Source organism: Chryseobacterium gwangjuense (genome assembly GCF_021311115.1).
GTDB classification, from domain to species: domain Bacteria; phylum Bacteroidota; class Bacteroidia; order Flavobacteriales; family Weeksellaceae; genus Chryseobacterium; species Chryseobacterium gwangjuense.
Map to the genome: position 1 here is coordinate 383,933 of NZ_JAJTNP010000001.1, position 19,803 is coordinate 403,735.

General features: G+C 34.1%; 15 protein-coding genes. 6 read left to right on the forward strand and 9 right to left on the reverse strand.

The genetic code is table 11. The annotated features are described in order from the left end of the window. Positions 1 to 156: 156 nt before the first annotated feature. The 4 genes from LV842_RS01750 to LV842_RS01760 all read left to right on the forward strand — a co-directional run bounded on the left by LV842_RS01750 (position 157) and on the right by LV842_RS01760 (position 3,655). Positions 157 to 948, forward strand: coding sequence for a S1/P1 nuclease (locus LV842_RS01750; RefSeq protein WP_233109741.1), 792 nt, complete (start codon positions 157 to 159; stop codon positions 946 to 948). 529 nt (positions 949 to 1,477) lie between these two features. Then, the gene (locus LV842_RS01755) at positions 1,478 to 2,344 is read left to right on the forward strand and encodes a sigma-70 family RNA polymerase sigma factor (RefSeq protein WP_002979276.1); all 867 of its coding nucleotides are present in this window, start codon (positions 1,478 to 1,480) and stop codon (positions 2,342 to 2,344) included. Between the two features lie 191 nt (positions 2,345 to 2,535). Then, positions 2,536 to 2,886, forward strand: coding sequence for an FAD-dependent monooxygenase (locus tag LV842_RS16075; protein ID WP_262909358.1), 351 nt, complete (start codon positions 2,536 to 2,538; stop codon positions 2,884 to 2,886). A gap of 10 nt (positions 2,887 to 2,896) precedes the next feature. Further along, positions 2,897 to 3,655 (forward strand): FAD-dependent monooxygenase, encoded by a 759-nt coding sequence (locus LV842_RS01760; protein ID WP_262909359.1) that lies wholly within the window; start codon positions 2,897 to 2,899, stop codon positions 3,653 to 3,655. Positions 3,656 to 3,676: 21 nt separating this feature from the next. Here the strand turns inward: LV842_RS01760 and LV842_RS01765 are convergent, their stop codons facing one another. From LV842_RS01765 to kdsA, 6 genes are all read right to left on the reverse strand, one after another. Further along, positions 3,677 to 5,236 (reverse strand): tetratricopeptide repeat protein, encoded by a 1,560-nt coding sequence (locus tag LV842_RS01765; RefSeq protein ID WP_233109742.1) that lies wholly within the window; start codon positions 5,234 to 5,236, stop codon positions 3,677 to 3,679. Between the two features lie 140 nt (positions 5,237 to 5,376). Beyond that, the gene (locus tag LV842_RS01770) at positions 5,377 to 8,160 is read right to left on the reverse strand and encodes a multicopper oxidase domain-containing protein (RefSeq protein ID WP_233109743.1); all 2,784 of its coding nucleotides are present in this window, start codon (positions 8,158 to 8,160) and stop codon (positions 5,377 to 5,379) included. Positions 8,161 to 8,261: 101 nt separating this feature from the next. After that, entirely contained in the window at positions 8,262 to 8,735 is a 474-nt protein-coding gene (locus LV842_RS01775; protein WP_233109744.1) for a DUF3347 domain-containing protein, read from the reverse strand. A gap of 108 nt (positions 8,736 to 8,843) precedes the next feature. Further along, entirely contained in the window at positions 8,844 to 9,221 is a 378-nt protein-coding gene (locus tag LV842_RS01780) for an HYC_CC_PP family protein (RefSeq protein ID WP_233109745.1), read from the reverse strand. Between the two features lie 106 nt (positions 9,222 to 9,327). Continuing rightward, positions 9,328 to 11,532: a TonB-dependent receptor plug domain-containing protein gene (locus LV842_RS01785; RefSeq protein ID WP_233109746.1), complete on the reverse strand. Its 2,205-nt coding sequence runs from the start codon at positions 11,530 to 11,532 to the stop codon at positions 9,328 to 9,330. 44 nt (positions 11,533 to 11,576) lie between these two features. After that, positions 11,577 to 12,386 carry a 3-deoxy-8-phosphooctulonate synthase gene (gene kdsA, locus LV842_RS01790; protein WP_233109747.1) on the reverse strand — a complete coding sequence of 270 codons (810 nt, stop codon included), beginning with the start codon at positions 12,384 to 12,386 and terminating at the stop codon, positions 11,577 to 11,579. 174 nt (positions 12,387 to 12,560) lie between these two features. Between kdsA and LV842_RS01795 the strand changes: the two genes are divergently transcribed. Beyond that, positions 12,561 to 12,872 (forward strand): hypothetical protein, encoded by a 312-nt coding sequence (locus LV842_RS01795; RefSeq protein ID WP_233109748.1) that lies wholly within the window; start codon positions 12,561 to 12,563, stop codon positions 12,870 to 12,872. A 4-nt stretch (positions 12,873 to 12,876) separates the two neighbouring features. On the opposite strand, the gene LV842_RS01800 is transcribed toward LV842_RS01795, so the two are convergent. The 3 genes from LV842_RS01800 to LV842_RS01810 form a co-directional block, all read right to left on the reverse strand. Next, entirely contained in the window at positions 12,877 to 13,404 is a 528-nt protein-coding gene (locus LV842_RS01800; protein WP_233109749.1) for a DUF1697 domain-containing protein, read from the reverse strand. 51 nt (positions 13,405 to 13,455) lie between these two features. Next, positions 13,456 to 14,949, reverse strand: a complete 1,494-nt coding sequence (locus LV842_RS01805; RefSeq protein ID WP_233109750.1) for an LTA synthase family protein — start codon at positions 14,947 to 14,949, stop codon at positions 13,456 to 13,458. Positions 14,950 to 15,040: 91 nt separating this feature from the next. Beyond that, the gene (locus tag LV842_RS01810) at positions 15,041 to 18,526 is read right to left on the reverse strand and encodes a protein O-mannosyl-transferase family (RefSeq protein WP_233109751.1); all 3,486 of its coding nucleotides are present in this window, start codon (positions 18,524 to 18,526) and stop codon (positions 15,041 to 15,043) included. Between the two features lie 221 nt (positions 18,527 to 18,747). Here LV842_RS01810 and LV842_RS01815 point away from each other — a divergent pair, with 221 nt between their 5' ends. Then, positions 18,748 to 19,785: a PLP-dependent cysteine synthase family protein gene (locus LV842_RS01815; protein ID WP_233109752.1), complete on the forward strand. Its 1,038-nt coding sequence runs from the start codon at positions 18,748 to 18,750 to the stop codon at positions 19,783 to 19,785. Positions 19,786 to 19,803: the final 18 nt, after the last annotated feature.

Here is a 19,803-nt window from a genome sequence, read left to right on the forward strand (position 1 = left end):
AGTTTATGTACAATTTTGAACCCACTAGAAATAAATTCACGAAATACTTATTTAGATTAAATTTTATTAACATGATCAAGCACAAGAATTCTGATATATTGTACTCCTACTTCGGAAACTGAGCCGTATCTTTGCACCCTGAAAATGTTATTTACAATGAAAAGTATTTATTCTAAAATTCTGATTTTAGCTTTCATGGCATCTTCGCTTTATTCTTATGCGTGGGGACTGACGGGACACAGAATTATTGCAGAAATCGCAGAAAATCATCTTTCCGGAAAGGCAAGAAGAGAAATTAAAAAAATCATGGGGAAAGAGCGCCTTGCTTATTGGGCAAACTGGCCAGATTTCATCAAATCAGATACTACAGGTGCATGGAAAGAAGCTTCAGCTTGGCATTATGTAAACATCGATCCTCAAACAGATCTTAAAGCGTTCGAAAAAAACCTGGAAGCTCAGGCGGGACCAAGTTTATACACTCAGGTAAAAGTATTGTCTAGCCAGATAAAAGATGAAAAAACTTCTGAAAAAGACAGAAAAATAGCTTTAATTTTCCTGATTCACATCATGGGAGATTTAGCACAGCCTTTACACGTAGGAAGAGCTGAAGATTTAGGAGGAAATAAAATAAATGTTACTTATTTTGGAGAAAAAACAAATTTACACTCAGTTTGGGACGGAAAATTAGTAGATTCTCAAAAATACAGCTATACAGAATATTCAAAATTACTGGATATCAAATCTAAGGATGAAGTGGCTAAAATTCAGTCAGGAACACTGGAAGACTGGTTGTATGATTCTCATCAGATTGCCAATAAAATCTATGCTCAAACTCCTAATGATTCAAAATTGGCGTACGATTATCAGTATAAATTTAATGATATCATGGAAAGACAGCTTTTATACGGAGGTTTGAGATTATCGAAATTATTGAATGACCTTTTTTAATGTTGATGGTTGATGGTCTCTAAGTTGATCGTCAAACTTAAAATAATATAAGCGGAACTTTGGTTTCGCTTTTTTTGTTTTTAAGCGGCAAATGATCTCAGAAGGAAAAGCATCCAAGATTGAGTTATTTCTGAGGTTTTCTATGCATAGATTCTTAACAGAATGACAACCTCTGTGAATGTTTTTTAAAAGGATTACAACTCTAGCCCTGATTGTAGCAATTGTTTGAGCTCATTTTCCGGATTTTGGCGGAGGCAAAGCCTCCGCCAAAATCCGGAAAATAGCGAGTGCGGAAAGCGGGATAAAGCTCCAAATAAAATTGAATTCAAAACGTCTCAATACAATTTTCTCAACATCTACCCGAACTGACAAAATCAAAAAAATCACCGTTCTACGTCATGAAAGGCATAAATTACAACTAATTTTTCAATTTCAAATTAAATAAATATAAAATAATTGAAACAAGTGTAACCTTTTTACCTTTTCATACGTATAATATATAGTAACTCTTTTTTGAGGATAAAAATAGATGAGACAATTAAAAATCACTAAGCAGGTTACCAACAGGGAAACTGCTTCATTAGACAAGTATTTGCAGGAAATTGGTAAGGTAGAACTAATCACTGCAGACGAAGAAGTAGAATTGGCACAAAGAATTCGTGCGGGCGACAGAGCAGCATTGGAAAAACTAATCAAAGCCAACCTTCGTTTTGTGGTTTCAGTATCTAAACAGTACCAAAATCAAGGTCTTTCTTTACCCGATTTGATTAATGAAGGTAACTTAGGACTTATGAAAGCAGCAAAAAGGTATGATGAAACAAGAGGTTTCAAATTTATCTCTTACGCGGTATGGTGGATTCGTCAATCAATTTTACAAGCTTTGGCTGAACAGTCGAGAATTGTAAGATTACCTTTGAACAAAATCGGTTCCATCAATAAAATCAACAAAGCATACGCTCACCTTGAGCAGGAAAATGAAAGACCACCTTCTCCTGAAGAATTGGCCGAAGTTCTTGACATGAGCGAGGAAGATATCAAAGAATCTATGAAAAACTCCGGAAGACACTTGTCTATGGATGCACCTTTAGTAGAAGGTGAAGATTCTAATCTTTATGATGTATTACGTTCAGGAGAATCTCCAAGTCCGGATAAAGATTTGATGCTTGAATCTCTACAAATCGAGATCGAAAGAGCATTGAATACTTTGACTCCTAGAGAAGCTGATTTGGTAAGATTATACTTCGGATTAAACGGAAAACATCCGATGACTTTAGAAGAAATCGGAGAAACTTTCGATCTTACAAGAGAGAGAGTTCGTCAGATCAAAGAAAAAGCGATCAAGAGATTGAAACACAATACCAGAAGTAAGATTTTGAAATCTTATTTAGGTAAATAATTTTATCGAAATAATGTATAGGCGGAGTTTGATTTTCAGGCTCCGCTTTTTTTTGTAACGAAATTTAAACGAATTTAAAAAGTATATTTGTCATTCTGAACGCAGCAACGCGGAGTGAAGAATCTCAATTCGCATTTCAAAAGTTTAAAGAGATTCCTCCTTCTGTCGGAATGACAACTAAAAGAAAAATAATGAATTCAATTTCAATCATCGGAGCCGGAATCGGAGGTTTAACCCTCGGGAACATTCTGAAACAACATCATCTTGATTTTACGATTTACGAATCGGCACCGGAAATAAAACCGGTCGGTTCAGGAATTATGATGGCTATCAATGCCATGCAGATTTTTGAAACATTAAGTTTAAAAGAAAAAATTGAAAAAGCAGGGAATACAATTCATGGAATTTCTATTACTGATGAAAACTTAAAGCTTCTGTCAAAAACCAACGTTCTTGAGCTTGAAAAAAAGTACAATTCTTGTAATGTAGCGATCCACAGAGCTGATTTACAGAGAATTTTAGCTGAAAATATGGGGGTTTGAACATCTTGAATTGAATCATTCGCTAAAAACAATTCAAAAGAATGAAAATTACCTTTTAAGCTTTGAAAACGGAACTGAAATTGAGAGCCAAACAGTTTTCGGTGCAGATGGAATTCACTCAAAAATAAGAAATCAGATGTTTGGAACAGGAAATATTCGTAACACTGAACAAATGTGTTGGAGAGGTCTGGTTGAGTTTGATCTGCCTGAAAAATTTCATCAGGAAGCTATTGAAGCATGGGGGAAAGGAAAGCGTTTTGGGTTCGTTAAAATGACTGACAGAAAAATATATTGGTATGCCGTCATCAATAAAAGAATATATAAACGTTATAATAGTTTATCTGAAAATTTTCACGGCTTTCATCCATTAATCTTAGATATTATTGATTCTACTTTACAAGAAAATATCATTCTGAATGACATTATAGACTTATCTCCCATTCCGACATGGTATTCTGAAAATCTTTGTCTGATCGGTGATGCTGCACATGCTACCACTCCCAATCTGGGACAAGGTGCTTGTCAGGCCATTGAAGATGCTTATATCATTGGAAAATTATTAGAGAAAAACAAAGACTTCAATTTAATCTTTGAGCAGTTTCAGAAAATCAGAAGGACAAAAGTCGATCACGTGGTGAATACCAGTCTGAAAATAGGACAAATCTCCCAATGGGAAAAGGGAACTCATCTACGAAATTTTCTCATGAGGTCAGTTCCTGAAAGGATGAATCAGCAAATGGTTGAAAGGGTGATAAAATTAGAAATGTAAAAATTTGCCTATTGAATGAAACTACAATTCATTCAAATACTGAGAAAGGTCTTCTTTAGTATTGGTAAGGTTCATTTTCTTTCTGAGGCGGGTTCGTGAATTTTCTATTGTTTTAGGAGTAACATTCAGCAGATTGGAAATTTCTTTTGTTGATAATTTAAGTTTAAGCATTGCCGCCAGTCTTTTATCATAATTGGTCAATCCCGGATGTTTGGCATCCAAATTTTCATAAAACGACTCATGAACATTCAGGAAATGATATTCAAAATCACCCCATGAATCTTGCTTGGTATTGATCTTAATTTCATTCACAATCCTTGAAACTTCATCAATTTCACTGTCATTAACCTTGGATTTTAATACATTGATCTGCTCCAGAATAGATTTAAAGATTTCTTCAATCTTAGACTGCTCCATAGATTTATAGACCAGCAATTTCTCCTTCATCTGGTTATCAATTTCCAGTTCTCTTTCTCTGTTTTCTATAAGTTTTTTCTCAAGTCTAAGCTTCTCGGCTTTATTTCTGAAATTAAAAAGGAACAAAATACAGATCGCGACTACCAACAGAAGAATAATGAACATAACAATATACAGTGTATTCTTACGATCCTGCTCTATTTTATTGAGTCTTTGCTGGAGTTCATACTCATGTTTTACTTTAAGTCTTTCTACATTGACTGCTTTTTCCTCAACATTCAATAACTCGCGGATCGAATCATATTTTTTAAACGTTTCAGAAGAAAGTTTATAATCTTTATTAAGCTGATACGCCTTGTATAATGTTCTTAAATAGTTGGTATTATCAAAATTAATAGAATTGGAAGCCAAATAATTCCCCACATTTTTAGCATATAATAATGCTTTAACAGGATCTTTGGTTTCAATATAAAAATTGGCAAGATTATAATTGACCTGATAATTGGATTTTTTGTCTTCAATATTATTTTTTTCTAAAATTTCCTTGGCTTCCAATAAATACGTTTCGGCTTTAGGAGCATTACCATCTATGAAATTAAATTTTCCAAAATTTGAAAAAACAAAAGCCTTTAATACAGGATTATCATAATTATCAAAAGCCTTTAAGCCTTTTTCAAAATAATATTTTGAAGAATCCATTTTTGAAAGTACCAAATAAGCATTTCCGAGATTATTCAATGATTTAACAGTCTCTGCTTCTTTTTTTTGTCCCTGGTAAAAGTTTAAAAGTTTTTTATAATACGTAATCGCCCGTTGAGTATCATTGAGTTGAGAATAGATATAGGCGAAAACACCATTTACTTTAGCCGTTTTTTCCGGATCTTTATCTAAGAACAGATGATTTGCTTTCGAAGCATATTCTAACGCAAGATCAAAATAATTAACATCACTATAAATTTTGGCTACTTCTATATAAAAATCACCTAAATTCTCTTCAGGAACTTTTTTTTGGGCTTCCTGTATATTAAGTTCTGTTTTTCCCCAATCTTTAAATTTCAGTTCATTCGCTTTATCCAAATATTGTTCATAGCTTTTCTTCTCTTGCCCGAAGCAAAAAATCACGGAAAAACACAGAAGAAAAACAAAAAATAAACGTACTTTCATATCATATAATTCACTATAAAAATATGAAATCATTTGAAAGTTCATCTAATTTTTTTTCAGATTTTATAGTCTTTAATAAAACTTTCATCCAATTATTAAAAATAAAAGCTGCTTCAACATTGAAACAGCTTTTATTTTTTTTAATACGTTAAAGTAATTCCGGCTCCCCAACCCATTTCGTTGTCGTAATTTCCGGAAACAGACAAATATTTTTGTAAAATATACCGTAATCCTGTCGAAAATTCTCCATCTGAATTTAAACTGAAATTTCCTCTCCATCTTCTGGAAATCGGAATATCTTCCCTGCTCAATTCTAGTAAAACTTTTCCGTTTTGGTCAACACTTGCATCCGCAGTCACCAACATTGGTAAGAGATATTGCATCCCGACAATAAAGTTCGCTTTATTTTTAGATGCTATTTTCTGTCCAAACCAACTTTTCTCTCCATGAAAATCCATTCCCATTTTTTCCATCATCTGTCTTTCCATTATTTCATGGTTTTTCTGAATTCTAAAACCTGCATAAGGCAATGCCCATTGAAATTTTCCTAAAAATCTTCCCACTTTTACATTTCCTTCAAAATGATCGAAATCCCAGTTAGAATGAAACTCATTCAGGTTCGCCCATCTCGGTCCGAACATCGTCATCGTTTCTGCATGGAGTTTATTAGACTGAAGATCCAGCATCGCCATTGAACTTACCATTCTGTTGTCTTTTAAAAAGTCTTTCCAGGCCAGTTTTCTATTCGGAAGCTGTGGATTCGGTTTTGAGTTCTCATAACTGAAAATTCTTCCCATTCCCGCCATCATATGGTATAAAATATGACAGTGGAAAAACCAGTCGCCATCCTGATTGGCTGCAAATTCAATAATATTGGTTTCCATCGGCATGATATCTACTACATTTTTAAGCGGCGAATATTCTCCTTTTGAATTAATCAATCTGAAATCATGGCCATGAAGGTGCATCGGATGACGCATCATGGAATTATTATACATCGTAATTCTCAGAATCTCTCCTTTTTTTACCAATATTTTATCTGTTTCCGTAACAGTTTTATTATCTAAAGTCCACAGATAATGATTCATATTTCCTTCCAAAGTAAACTTCAGCTCGCGAACATTTTCTGTAGGAAGAATTGTTTTTTCAGGAGATTTCAAGATATTATAAGACAATCTTTTAATCGGTTTTTCTTCTGACATATTCATACCTGAATGATTGGAATGGTCTTCCCCTTCTTTTTCTTTGGTTTTAATTCCCATCATTTCATTGATATGCTTCATTGTCGTCTTTCTTTGAGTTTCTGAAAGTTCAGGATACATCACTTCATTCATATCCATCATCTGGTTGCCCATCGTCATATTCATCGGCTTCATATTTCCGCTCATTTCCATCATTCCGTTCATCATTTTCATACCTTCAAAAAGCTTTAATCTCGGTAAATCAGGAGCTTCGTTTTTTTCTCCGGAGCCCAGCCAAAGTGAAGCATGACCAATTCGGTCTTCTGAAGTAGCACGGAATTCAAAACTTTTATTCTCAGGAATCGTTACTTCAATATCATACGTTTCAGAAACTCCAACAATCAGACGGTCAACTTCCACAGGAACAACATCATTCCCGTCATTTCCAACCACTTTTATTTTTCCTCCTCCATAATTCAGCCAGAAATAGGTGGAAGAACCTCCGTTAGCCACTCTTAATCTAACTTTATCACCAGCTTTTAAATGAGGATACTCAGAACTTGGTTGTCCGTTGATAAGAAATTTATCATAATAAACATCACTCACATCCATCGCTTCCATTCTTTTCCATTCATTCAGAGCTTTTGTTCCGAAGTTTCCGGATTTTATGGCTTCCCAATAACTTTGGACCGCATTTTTCTTAACGGCATACCAATCCGTATTGGCCATGTGAAGTCGTCTTGCGATCTGCATAGGATCATCATCACTCCAATCCCCTAATAAAACAGGAATCTCCTTTGTATATTCTGTTTTAGGTTCACCTTCTCTTTTTTGAAAAACCAAAATTCCGTTCATTCCGATTTGTTCCTGCAAACTTTCATGGGAATGATACCAATAGGTTCCGTTTTGAGAAATTTTAAATTTATACAAATGGGTTTCTCCCGGTTTCACAGGTTTTGTAGTAAGATACGGAACTCCGTCATGTTCATTAGGTAAAATCACGCCATGCCAGTGAAAGCCTGTATTCTCCTTCAGCATATTGTGAAGATAAATTTCGGCGGTATCTCCTTCTGTAAAATACAAAGTCGGAGCTTGGAGTTTTCCGTTAACAGCAATGGCTCTACGGTTTTTTCCTGTGAAATTGACAATCGTATCTTTTACATACAAATCATAGCGTACTGTTTTTCCTTTAAAGCTAATCTTGCCATTTTCAGAGTTTCTTTTTAAAACAGAACCTTGAGATTCCAACTGCAAAGGTTTAGTATCATCTTCTTTCTCAACCAGCTCCATACCGCACTTCGGGCATTTTCCGGGTTTATCAGAGATCACTTCCGGATGCATCGGACAAGTATATTTCTGAACCTGAGATTGAGATTTAGGTTGAGGCTTTGATTCTGTTACAGTTTTATTCTGAACAGGCTTTGTAGCATTTACCTTAGTGACTTCTTTAGCCTTTTTTAGCTTTTTAGCTTCAACTTTATTGTCAACTTTTGCTTTAGGCTTATTTTTAATTTCTGTCGGCTTTGTTTCTGTTTTCGGTAACGTTTTAACTTGTGGTTTTGCAATAACTTTCGGTTTTATTACTACTGTTTTTTTTACCAATGTCATTCCGCATTTTGGGCAGTCTCCAGGTTTTGAGGAAACAACTTCAGGATGCATCGGACACGTATAAAACGTTTTTGTAGTTTGTGCAAAAGAGAAAACAGAGAACAAAAGCATCAGAAATAATATCAATTTTTTCATACTATTTCGAACTTTTATCAAGTTGTACAGCTCATTTTAAAAATTAAAGTCAATTCTAACTTAAGCTATACAACTTATTAATTTAAAATAAGATAAATAAACTATTTAATCGTTGACTTTACACTTCCACAAGAAAGCATAGAGCTTCCGTAATAAGGATTTACGATTTTAGATTCGTCGCTCAGCCAGCTTCCGTCTGCCATTGGACAATACTGAACGTAGATCGGATTTTCTGAAAGCTTAAATTCTTTCGTTAAGCCAATCATATTATCAGAAAGATTGTAAAAAGTTTCTCTTTGAGCGTTGATTGTCTTCGCATCTGAAATTGCAGTAGCGTCTTTTCTAAGGATGTTTAAATTTCCTTCTGAAACCTGCTTATAATCAATTGCTGAAGCGGTTTTAATGAATTCTGCCGCTGCTTTCGAGGTTTTATCTGCATCATCTGAAGCCAAAGCTGATTTTATGGCAATATAGTTTTGATACAATTTAGAAACTTGTGCATCTTTTTTAGATTGTGCTGAAAGAGAAAGTACTGAAAATAAAGATAATGCTGCTGTAATGATATATTTTTTCATTGTTTTAAATTTTAGAATTAATTTTTAAGTAAAGAATTGTAATCATCGCATAAAGCGACAAACCATGTCGTCCGTAATGATCAAAGATCAAACGACAACTGACGAATTCTAAATTCTAAAATTACAATGATTAATAAAGATGGGAACCGACCGGTTTTCCGGCGGTGCATTGATTTGAATCTGAGTAAATTTTGTAACTGAAAAAGATCGGTCAACAAAGAAAAATTCATGAGTCTGAACTTCCAGAATTTGTTTTAAAACATCAATTTTAAGAAAATCTGATTTTTGGGAATCGTCAACTTTTACGACTTTGATTTCGGTTTTACAACAGTCTTTTTTGGTTTTAACACCGCATTTGCTGCAGACATCATCAACTTTCTGACTTATAGAAGCCAATTCCTTCATACAATAATGTACACTGAAAGCTGCCCCGGAAGAAAATCCGAAGTAGAAAACAGAAAACAATATTGCCAGAAACTTTTTCATTGAGACAAAGTTAAAAATATCTTTAATATGAAGGTTATAGAATTTTGTATTCTTGTTATAAAATTTGGGAAAGACAAAAGCTCCTGATATTTCAGAAGCTTTTGTCTTATAATTTAAATTCAAGTTTAACATTGAAGAACCTTCCTGTCAGACGAACCGGAACCGGATACATCAGGTTGGAATTATAATCGGTAATCCATTGGTTGGCAACTGTATTATTAATATTAAATGCATTAAACACCTGAACTCCTAATGTCAACTCTTCGAAATTGCTCCAGAAACCGTATGTTTTTTTATTGTCTTTTCTATCAATAAATACTTTAGAAAGCCCAAGGTCTACCCTTTTATAGGAAGGAAGTGTATTCTGATATTGATAAGGATCTGTAAACACAGGTGCTCCGTTTGGCAATCCCATTGCATATACCAAAGTAAGGTTTACACGCATGGAAGGAAATCTCGGCATATAATCCTGATAAAACATTGCAAATCTTAGTCTTTGGTCAGTAGGTCTCGGAATATTTCCTCTTCCGTCAATATTTTCATAAACTCTTGCATAACTTGCAGATAACCATGAATCTACGCCCGGAACAAATTCACCGAATAATCTGGTATCAATTCCATAAGCATACCCAGAAGCATTATTCTTTCCTGAATAACGGATTCTAACATTATCCATATAATAAGGAATAAGGTTATCCATTTTTTTGTAATAAGCTTCAGTAGTCAGTTTAAATGGTCGGTCATACATCTCAAACTCATAATCATTCGCCAATACAAGTTGGATTGAGCGCTGAGATTTTATATCAGAGTTGAAATTACCTTCTAAATCTTTAATTTCTTTATAAAAAGGAGATTGGTAATAAATACCTCCATTCACTTTAAACAACATATCCGACTCCCAATCCGGTTTTATCGCAAACTGGAATCTCGGAGAGAATATGGTTTCTTTATTGAAACTCCAATTAGCAACTCTTGCTCCTACATTTAAAAATACTTTACTGCTTCCCCAATAGAATTTTTGGGAATATTGTGCGTAAGCTGATAATCTGGTCGGCTGAATATGATTCTTCCCTGAGATGCTGTAAAACAACTCAAGATCTGCCGCATTAAGTCTAGGATCGTTAATATTTGCAGGGGTCGGAATACTATAACCGGCAGAATCTACCAATTTCCATTCGTTCGTAAGATCTTTCAGGTTTTCTTTTTCATATTTAAAACCAACTTCAAAATCCGAATTCACGTTAGGTGAAAAACGTGCTCTGAACTGCGTTCCGTAAGTTCTTACAAAAAGATCATTTCTTGCACTTTCAATCTGACCACCTACATCGTATGAAACAACAGGAGCTCCGGTTGCCTGATCGAATGTCTGAAGTTCATATTGGGAATGAATGGTATAATATTCTTTTTCTCTATTCTGGTACGAAAAACTGTCTAAAGTAAATCTCCACTTATCTGACGGTTTATAATTCATAGAGAATGTTCCCATCATATTCTTATACATATCCTGTTCTCTTCCTGCATATCCGATATTAACCATAATAGGCTGCTGAAGAGTTCCAAAGGTTACGCTTTTTGACTTAGGAACCATTTCGTAATCATTCTTAGAGTAATATCCTATGAATGAAAGTGAAAATTTGTCGCTGATATGATAATTGATATACGACTGAAAATCCCAATACGTAGGGTTGAAATCCGTATCTTCATTTAAGGTATTCAATACTAAATTGGTATTTCTGTACCTTCCTGAAAATAAAGCGGTCAGTTTCTTATTTTTTGAAGCTAACCCAGTAGTTAATCTTCCTCCGATAAGACTTGCTTCTCCCGAAAGTTCTAATTTTTTAGGCTCTCTGTAATAAATGTTCAAAGCTGAAGACATTTTGTCTCCATATCTTGCTTCAAAACCTCCTGCCGAAAAATTAACCGTAGAGACCATATCCGGATTAATGATACTCATTCCCTCCTGCTGAGAGTTTCTAATCAGGAAAGGTCTGTAGATTTCAATATCATTAATATAGATCAGGTTTTCGTCATAGTTTCCACCACGAACCATATATTGAGAAGAAAGCTCAGTATTTGAATTTACGGAAGGTAAGGTTTTAAGAATTCCTTCGATACCTCCTGCAAGACTCGCAACATTCTGAGCATCTTTTGCTGAAATTTTTACAGCGGAAAGGTCGGTTGTTTTTCCTGATTGTCTCTGGAAAACGACTTCCTCTATATTGGTAACTCTAGTTGTAGTATCTTTCTTTTTTGTCTGAGAAAATACAAACAGAGGAGCCATTAAGCTCAGTGGTAAAACTAGTTTTTTCAAAAGAAATATTTTAAGGATTTCTAAAATTAATGTTTTTTTAACAATTACAAAATGGATTCTCTAATTCTTGTGAGTTTTTGTAATAAATCTTCTAATAAATCTAGTCTTAACATGTTCGCACCATCAGATAAAGCGGTTTCCGGTGTCGGATGCGTTTCTATGAAAATTCCGTCTACTCCTACTGCAATTCCTGCTTTTGCCACTGTTTCAATAAGATCCGGTCTTCCTCCTGTAACTCCAGAGCTTTGATTAGGTTGTTGTAAAGAATGGGTAACATCTAGAATAACAGGTGCATATTCTCTCATGGTAGGAATTCCTCTGTAATCTACAATCAGGTCTGTATATCCGAAAGAGTTTCCTCTTTCAATGATAGCTACTCTCGGATTATCTGAATCGGTAACTTTCTGAACGGCAAATTTCATAGATTCCGGAGAGAGAAATTGTCCTTTCTTCAAGCTCACACATTTTCCTGTTTTTGCAGCAGCCACCAAAAGGTCGGTCTGACGTACTAAAAAGGCAGGAATCTGCAGAACATCAACATATTGAGCCGCTAAAGCCGCATGTTCGTTCTCATGAATGTCTGTAGTTGTAGGAATATTGAATGTTTCTCCCACTTTTTTAAGAATTTCCAGCGATTTTTCTTCACCAATCGTCGTAAACGAGTCTACTCTACTTCTGTTGGCTTTTTTGAAACTCCCTTTAAAAATGTACGGAATATTATATTTATTGGTTAATTCTACCACTTTTTCGGCAATTCTAAGTGCCATATCTTCGCCTTCAATAATACAAGGACCGGCAATAAGGAAAAAGTTTTTTGAATCTTTGTGATGAATATTATCTAAATACTGAATCATTTTATTTTTTATTAAAAAGTTCAGTAAAAATACTGAGAAAGTTTCAGAATCGGAAATTTTTAATTTCTTTAAGTCATGGTTTTGACTATTTCGTCAATAGGAATAAATAATACTTTTATTTTAACGGTTATAATTTTATTTTTGATTCTTATAAATTATAAACTATCCATGACTATGAATTGGGAACCTATATCTTTTGAAGAATTATCAACTGAAATTTCAAAAGGTGAAAATGATATGAAAACAGAACTTTTAAATTTCTGGAATAAAGTTAAAATTAATCCCATTAAATGGTCTGAACATGAATATGGAGATGATGGAAATGGTTTCTGGGTGGTTGCAAAATATAAAAATCTTGTTTTATACTATAATGACATAGAAGAAGGATTCAACATTTCAGAATTTGAAAATGAAGGAGAAATTAAAGAATATTATGCCGAACAAGATGAATTGTATTTCGCTGTACTCAAACTTTCAAGACTATAAATTGTCAGCTTATTTTCTTTAGAATCTTTTCAAAAGTATTAATATTCCTGCTCGTAAACTGGTCTTTCAGACTTTTCTTACCAAGAATTTTCCCAAAAGTGGAATCCAATGTATTTCCTTTCGGAACCTGCCAGTAGAAAATATTATTTACGATTTTAGCATCTTCATGAGCTGCTTTTACTGCGTTTTCGAATTCCTGCATCAGAACTTTTTCAACACCGTCATTTCCAACAAAGGTATAGGAATGAAGTTCTTCATTTTTTTCAAAAGGATTTCCATTCCAGAATTGCTCTATTTCTTCCTGAGATTTAATAAAAAGATAGGCTTCGTAAGAGAAATGTTCCGACATTGCTTTTTCAAGAATCTCTTTTAACTCTCCTGCTTTTTTATCCGATGAAAAGATAATATTTCCGGAAGCCAGAATAGAAATAACATCACTCATGCCTGCTTTTTTGAATACCTGGCAAACATCTGCCATTTTCATGTTTGTTCCTTTTACATTAACTCCGCGGAGAAAAGCACAGTATTTCATAGTTGGTGAGTTTGTTGAGTTGTTAAATCGTTAAATCGTTGAGTTGCTATACTATTTAATTCTTTCGTATAAATTATAATCTGTTCCGGATGGTTTTAAATGGTAAATTTTTTCAAGAATCTTATTCTGACTGTTCAGATGATCTTTGATGCGGAATTCTTTTAGAAGTTTGTAATGTTCTTTATAATATTCAGCATCTTTTTCAGTATATAAATTTTTATAGGAAAGCAGATATTTAGGTTTTCTTTTCTTTACCGTATTAATCCAGTAATTGGTTTTATCTTTTTTGATTTCCTCCTGAATCTGCTGATCAACCAGCCCTACTTCATCAATTGTTTTAAGTCCTGAGAAGTACGGAACATAACCCGCAGGTTCAAGCAGAATCCATTGTTTTTTATCTTTTTCATACAAATCCAGATAAAGTCCGATTGATCTTCTGTAATTCCATTCTCCGTTTCCTGTTGCAATGGAATGTACCGTCTGAAAAGCCAACATAGGAAGGATATAAAAAATGATAAGTGAACTCAGCCAAAGGTTTCTTTTTTCTTTCTGCTCTAACACAAAAATAAGAACCGGAACAAAAAGTAAAATCTGAGGGATCCAGTAATACCAATCAAAAAGACTTTTCTGTGAAAGAAAGATAATTTGTTTCGTCCAGGCAAAAATAAAAATCATCCATAAAAACGGGTTCCTTTGCTTTTGCTCTTTCTGTCTTATGATAAAGATGAAACATACGATTTCAAAAACAGCTATAATAATTGTAAACGGGTTAAAATCTCCGGGTAATTTGAGCATTCCCCAAAAGTTCCCATAATTCAGTCTGAAATAATCCCAATTTTGTTGGAAAGTAAAATGATGATCATATCGCAATTGCTTTGCAACAATCGTATTATTGATCAATTCTCCAAAATAAAACCAGTTAAAAGCCAGTGCCACACTAACTCCTAAAATTCCTCCCAAAACATAGCTCCATCTTATTTTTCGATTCCAAAAAACAGCTACTAAAAAAACAATTCCTAAGAAAATTACCGAGTCTATTCTCGTAAATAAAATCAACACAGGTAAAATGAATAAAGCCCATTTTTTCTCTTTTTTAAAGCCATAATACAGCAAAGCCATTTCTAAAAAGAACAGAATTCCATATTCCATTCCTAAAATAGAAATCTTTATAGAAGGCGGGAGTATGCCAAAAAGAAAGATAAAAATTGCTTTATGCCAAGGATTTTTAAATATCAAATGTGAAAGAAACAGACTTCCTATTGTAAAGAGTACGGTATTAAAAATCAGCAAAGGCTCTATAAAATTCTCTTTCCCAAAAATCAGATTAAAAAAGTAGGATACAAAAACATACAAATGCGTAGTAGATGCTGAAATCTTAGTGGTTCCGTTGAACCCTATGACTCCGTAATCCATCAAATTCTGAGCGACTCTCCAGGTAATAAAAGCATCTTCCTGAATATGATGGGTAAGCAAAAAATAAAGCTTTACAATAATTGCAAAAAAAAGAGCATAAATGGGAAGGTATTTATTCTGAGATTCAGTCATTCTGTATTTTTAGTTTTGACAAAGATAATTGTAAAATTTCTGAATATCAACAAATAAAAAACGGAACCGAAGTTCCGTTTTAGTGAATATGTTATTGTGTTGCTTTTATAATTGCGTTGGTAATCTGTTCTTCTTTTTCTTTGGAATAAGTAGAATCATACGGTTCCATCACATCAAATAAATACTGGTAGAAAGGGGTTATCTTTTGTACTTTTTCAGATTCATGGATTGCTTTTTCTTTACCCATTTCTTTAAGATTTTCTACAAATCTGTTAAACTTACTGTCAATAGGCTCGATTGATTTTACAAGATAATTATAAGCTTTCTCTTTTTGTCCTATCTTTCTGTAAGCATCTGTAACTGCAGAAACCACTAATGAGTATTCCATTGGTTTGCTTCTCATTTCTCTTCCGATCATTCGTTGATCTTTCGGATTTAGTTTCAGATAATACTCATATTCTTCAAAGATTCCTTTTTTAAGAACATCAGCCAATTTTAAAGCTTTTTGCTCTTTCCCGGAAACGATATATCCGTAAACCATTGAGCTTAATGAACGTGGATCATTGTATTTCTCCACAGGAATTTCTTTTGAAGCAAGATCCAATAATTCTAATGCTTTTGCTTTCTGACCGCTTAATGCTAATTCTGCAGCCGCTCTACTTGCAGAACTTCTATAGCTCATAATGTTTGAAGTAGCTGTTTCATCGAAATGCGTGTTCAGGTCTTTGAAATTACCCCATCTGTAGTTTTTCACTACATTATAAAGCGAGTTTGCGTCTACTCTTCCCAATTCTCCGTCCGGAGTTTGAGGGGTATGGATAGGAATTAATCTATAACTGAATCCGTCAAACTGAAGATATTCATCAAGATAGAATATATTTTCACTGTCATAGATACCTCCTGAAGAGAAACTTACAGGTCTTTTCCAGTCAAAGTTAGCAAGAAGGTCAAGCATGATAAGGTTACTCTTATACAATGTATTTGCCTTATAATCAATCATGATTTGATTCGCTGCCTTTGGAAGATCTGCTGCATTGATGATTCCTGCTTTTACTGCATTTTCTTTATTTACAGGTAAGATAAATTTGGTTACAGGAAGAATATTATATTTTTCATATTTCTCTTCTCCAAAATACATTTTCAACAATTCGTCTTTTTCAGGCGATTTCATCTTAATGAAGTTCAGCGCTTCTTTCAAAGTCATTGAATCCTGAGTAAGATATTTTCTGAACGACTGAAATTCAGTTTCCGGAGCTCCTTGCTGTTTCAACATTGAAAAGAATCCTTCCCAATCATCTTTTTTCATTAAATAGATCTGATCATTTACTCCGTCTCTGTAATCGTCATGAGTAAGTATACCAGGAATTCCTGCTGCATTATATGTTCTTCTTTTCACCTGATCCAAATTCCAAGGTGTAGATGCTAAAGTAAAGTTCACCACTTTCACATCATCACGGAATCTCTCAGTCTCCTGAATCGCCCAAACCGGATACGTGTCATTATCTCCATACACAAATAAAATATCATTCTTCGGTAAAGATTTCAAGATTGAATATCCATAATCATAAGAAGTATATCTGTTGTGTCTGTTGTGTACATTATAATTCTGGAAGCCCATCATAAAAGGAACTCCTAATAAAACAACTCCTGCAAGAATATTCGCTGCATTAGACTTTATTTTAGATTGTAAAAACCACAGAATAGCTCCAGCTCCCAATCCTATCCAAATGGCAAACGCATAGAACGAGCCTACCATTGCATAATCTCTTTCTCTCGGTTCAAATGGTTTTACTCCCGTGTAGAAAACAATTCCGACACTTGTTAAAATGAATAAAGATAACAAGGCGTAAAATCTTCCGAAATCTCTATTCAATTGGAAAAAGAACCCAATTAAACCTAAAATTAATGGTAAAAAGAAAAACTTAACCGTGCTTTCATTTTTGAATTTCGCAGGCATTGCCTCCTGATTTCCCCACATTGCATCATCTATAAATGAGATCCCTGAAATCCAGTTTCCTCTTGTATTTTCACTGCTTCCTTCCAAATCATTCTGTCTTCCTACAAAGTTCCACATCAAATATCTTGCAAAATAATATCCGTTTTGGAACGTAATGAAGTAGTCCATATTCTGAGCAAGAGAAGGCTTCTGCACATTGATTAAATCATAAGGTTTTACTTTTAAATAATCTGCTGCTGTGATAGATCCGTCTTCATATTTTGCTCTCAGTTCCTCAAAAATTTGTTTTGCCTGTGGATCGTCAGCAATATCTTCATTGTCATAATTAAAAGTAAAATCCGGTGCTCCATACATAGAAATGTAGTTTGACATCACTGATTTATCTTCATTAAACATTCTCGGCATTAAACTTACATGTGATTTATTGAAAACATAGTTAAATCTGTCCCCAGTCTTTCTATACGTTCCGGTTTTTTCATCCTTTTCGTAGATATCACCTGTTTTAACCGTTTTAAAACTTCCATCTTCATTTTTTTCGATCCCTTTCGCGTCTAAAAACGCCGTATAGTTCTGTCCGTAGAAAGTTGGCCAATCTCCGTATTGTTCTCTGTTATAATAATCCAGCATACCAATTGCCGTATCAGGATCATTAAGGTTCATTGGTGGGTTTGCATTCGCTCTGATAGGAATTACCATCCAGCAAGAGAAACCGATAATCATATAAACAACTGATAATGCAATCGTCTGGAATACATTTCTTTTTGCTTTTCTGGCATATTTAATAAGGAAATAGCAAATTGCCACCATTAAAATAAATGCCACAATAGTTCCTGAATGGAAAGGAAGTCCTAAACCGTTTACAAAGAAAATTTCCAGTCTTCCAAACATCGTCATGATCAATGGGAAAATAATTTTAAAAACAATAATTAAAATCCCAAGAGTAATCAAGTTAGCCCAAATAAAATTCTTCCAGGTAAACTGATAATTTCTAGCATAATATACTAAACAAACCGCAGGAATTGCCAACATACACATCATGTGCACCCCTACAGAAAGGCCTAAAATAAAGAAAATAAGAATGATCCATCTTTCGCTGGCCGCATCTTTATATTCATTTTCCCATTTAGTAATCAACCAAACTAATAAAGCAATAAACATAGAAGCCATAGAATATACTTCACCTTCTACTGCCGAAAACCAAAACGTATCTGAAAAAGTAAAACATAAAGCACCTATTATACCTGCAAAAAGTATAGATATTTCCTGATGCTTTGTAATTTCTTCAAAATCTTTGTTCAGAAGTCTTCTTACAAAATGAGTGATCGTCCAGAACAAAAACAGAATAGTAAATGCACTGAATAATGCAGACATTCCATTAATAACAATTGAATAATTTTCACCATTTCCAAAAGCAAAAATGGCAGCGACTGCTCCCACAATCTGGAACAAAGCTGCTCCCGGTGCGTGTGTCACTTCCAGCTTTACTGCTGAAGAAATATATTCTCCACAATCCCAAAAACTAAAATTGGGCTCTATGGTCGAAAGGTAAGTGAAAAATGCAATGACAAAAACCACCCATCCGAGAAGGGTGTTCCATCGCCTAAAAGTCCAGTTTTTCATAGTATAAAATCAATTATGCGAAAATAACGTTTTTAGATCATTCTATAGGGATTTTAACAAAATTTAAAAATTTGGCGCAGTATTTGCGAAGTCAGTATCGCGAAAAAAACAAAATAAAAATATTTTTTTATTTAATCAATAGTTTCAAACCCAACAAAAGTTTAGAAATTATTTATTTTTTTGTATTTTTGCCGTCAGATTTTTATTGAAAATAACAAATAATGAGTAATGTTTACGATAATATCCTTGGCCTAATAGGAAACACTCCTATGGTGAAGCTAAATACTGTTACAAAAGATATTCCTGCAACCGTTTATGCCAAGTTAGAATCATATAATCCTGGACATTCCACTAAAGATAGAATTGCACTTCACATTATAGAAAACGCTGAGAAAAAAGGCTTATTAAAAGAAGATTCTGTAGTTGTAGAAACTACTTCCGGAAATACCGGTTTTTCTATTGCAATGGTTTGCATCATTAAAGGATATAAATGTATACTTGCTGTAAGTGATAAGACAAAGCCAGAAAAAATAGCTTATCTTAAAGCACTTGGAGCTACGGTTTACATATGCCCTGCTAATGTACCTGCAGATGACCCTAGATCTTACTATGAAGTTGCTAAAAGAATCGCTTCAGAAACACCAAATTCAGTTTACATCAATCAATATTTTAATGAACTAAATATTGATGCCCACTACCAAACCACAGGTCCTGAAATTTGGGAACAGACAGAAGGTAAAATTACTCACCTTTTTGCCTGCACTGGAACAGGTGGAACTTTATCAGGATCAGCAAAATTTTTAAAGGAAAAAAATCCTGCTATCAAAGTGATCGGTGTAGATGCCGACGGTTCTATTCTTAAAAGCTATCATGAGACCGGTGAAATTCGTAAAGAAGATGTTCACCCTTATCAGATCGAAGGAATGGGGAAAAATTTAATTCCTTCTGCCCTGCTTTTTGATAAAATTGATGAATTTGTAAGAGTAAACGATGAGATGTCTGCTTACAGAACCCGCGAAATTGCTTTAAAAGAAGCAATAATGGGAGGTTATACTACAGGAGCGGTTACTCAGGCATTGATGCAATATGCGCAATCTCATGAGCTTTCTGAAAACGATATCATTGTTTTAATATATCCGGATCATGGGTCAAGATACATTACCAAAGTGTACAGCGACAAATGGATGGAAGAACAGGGATTCATCAACAACTGTGTTCATAATTATGATGAAGTTTTCAAAACGGAATTCATTAAATAAGAAGAAATAAATTTATTA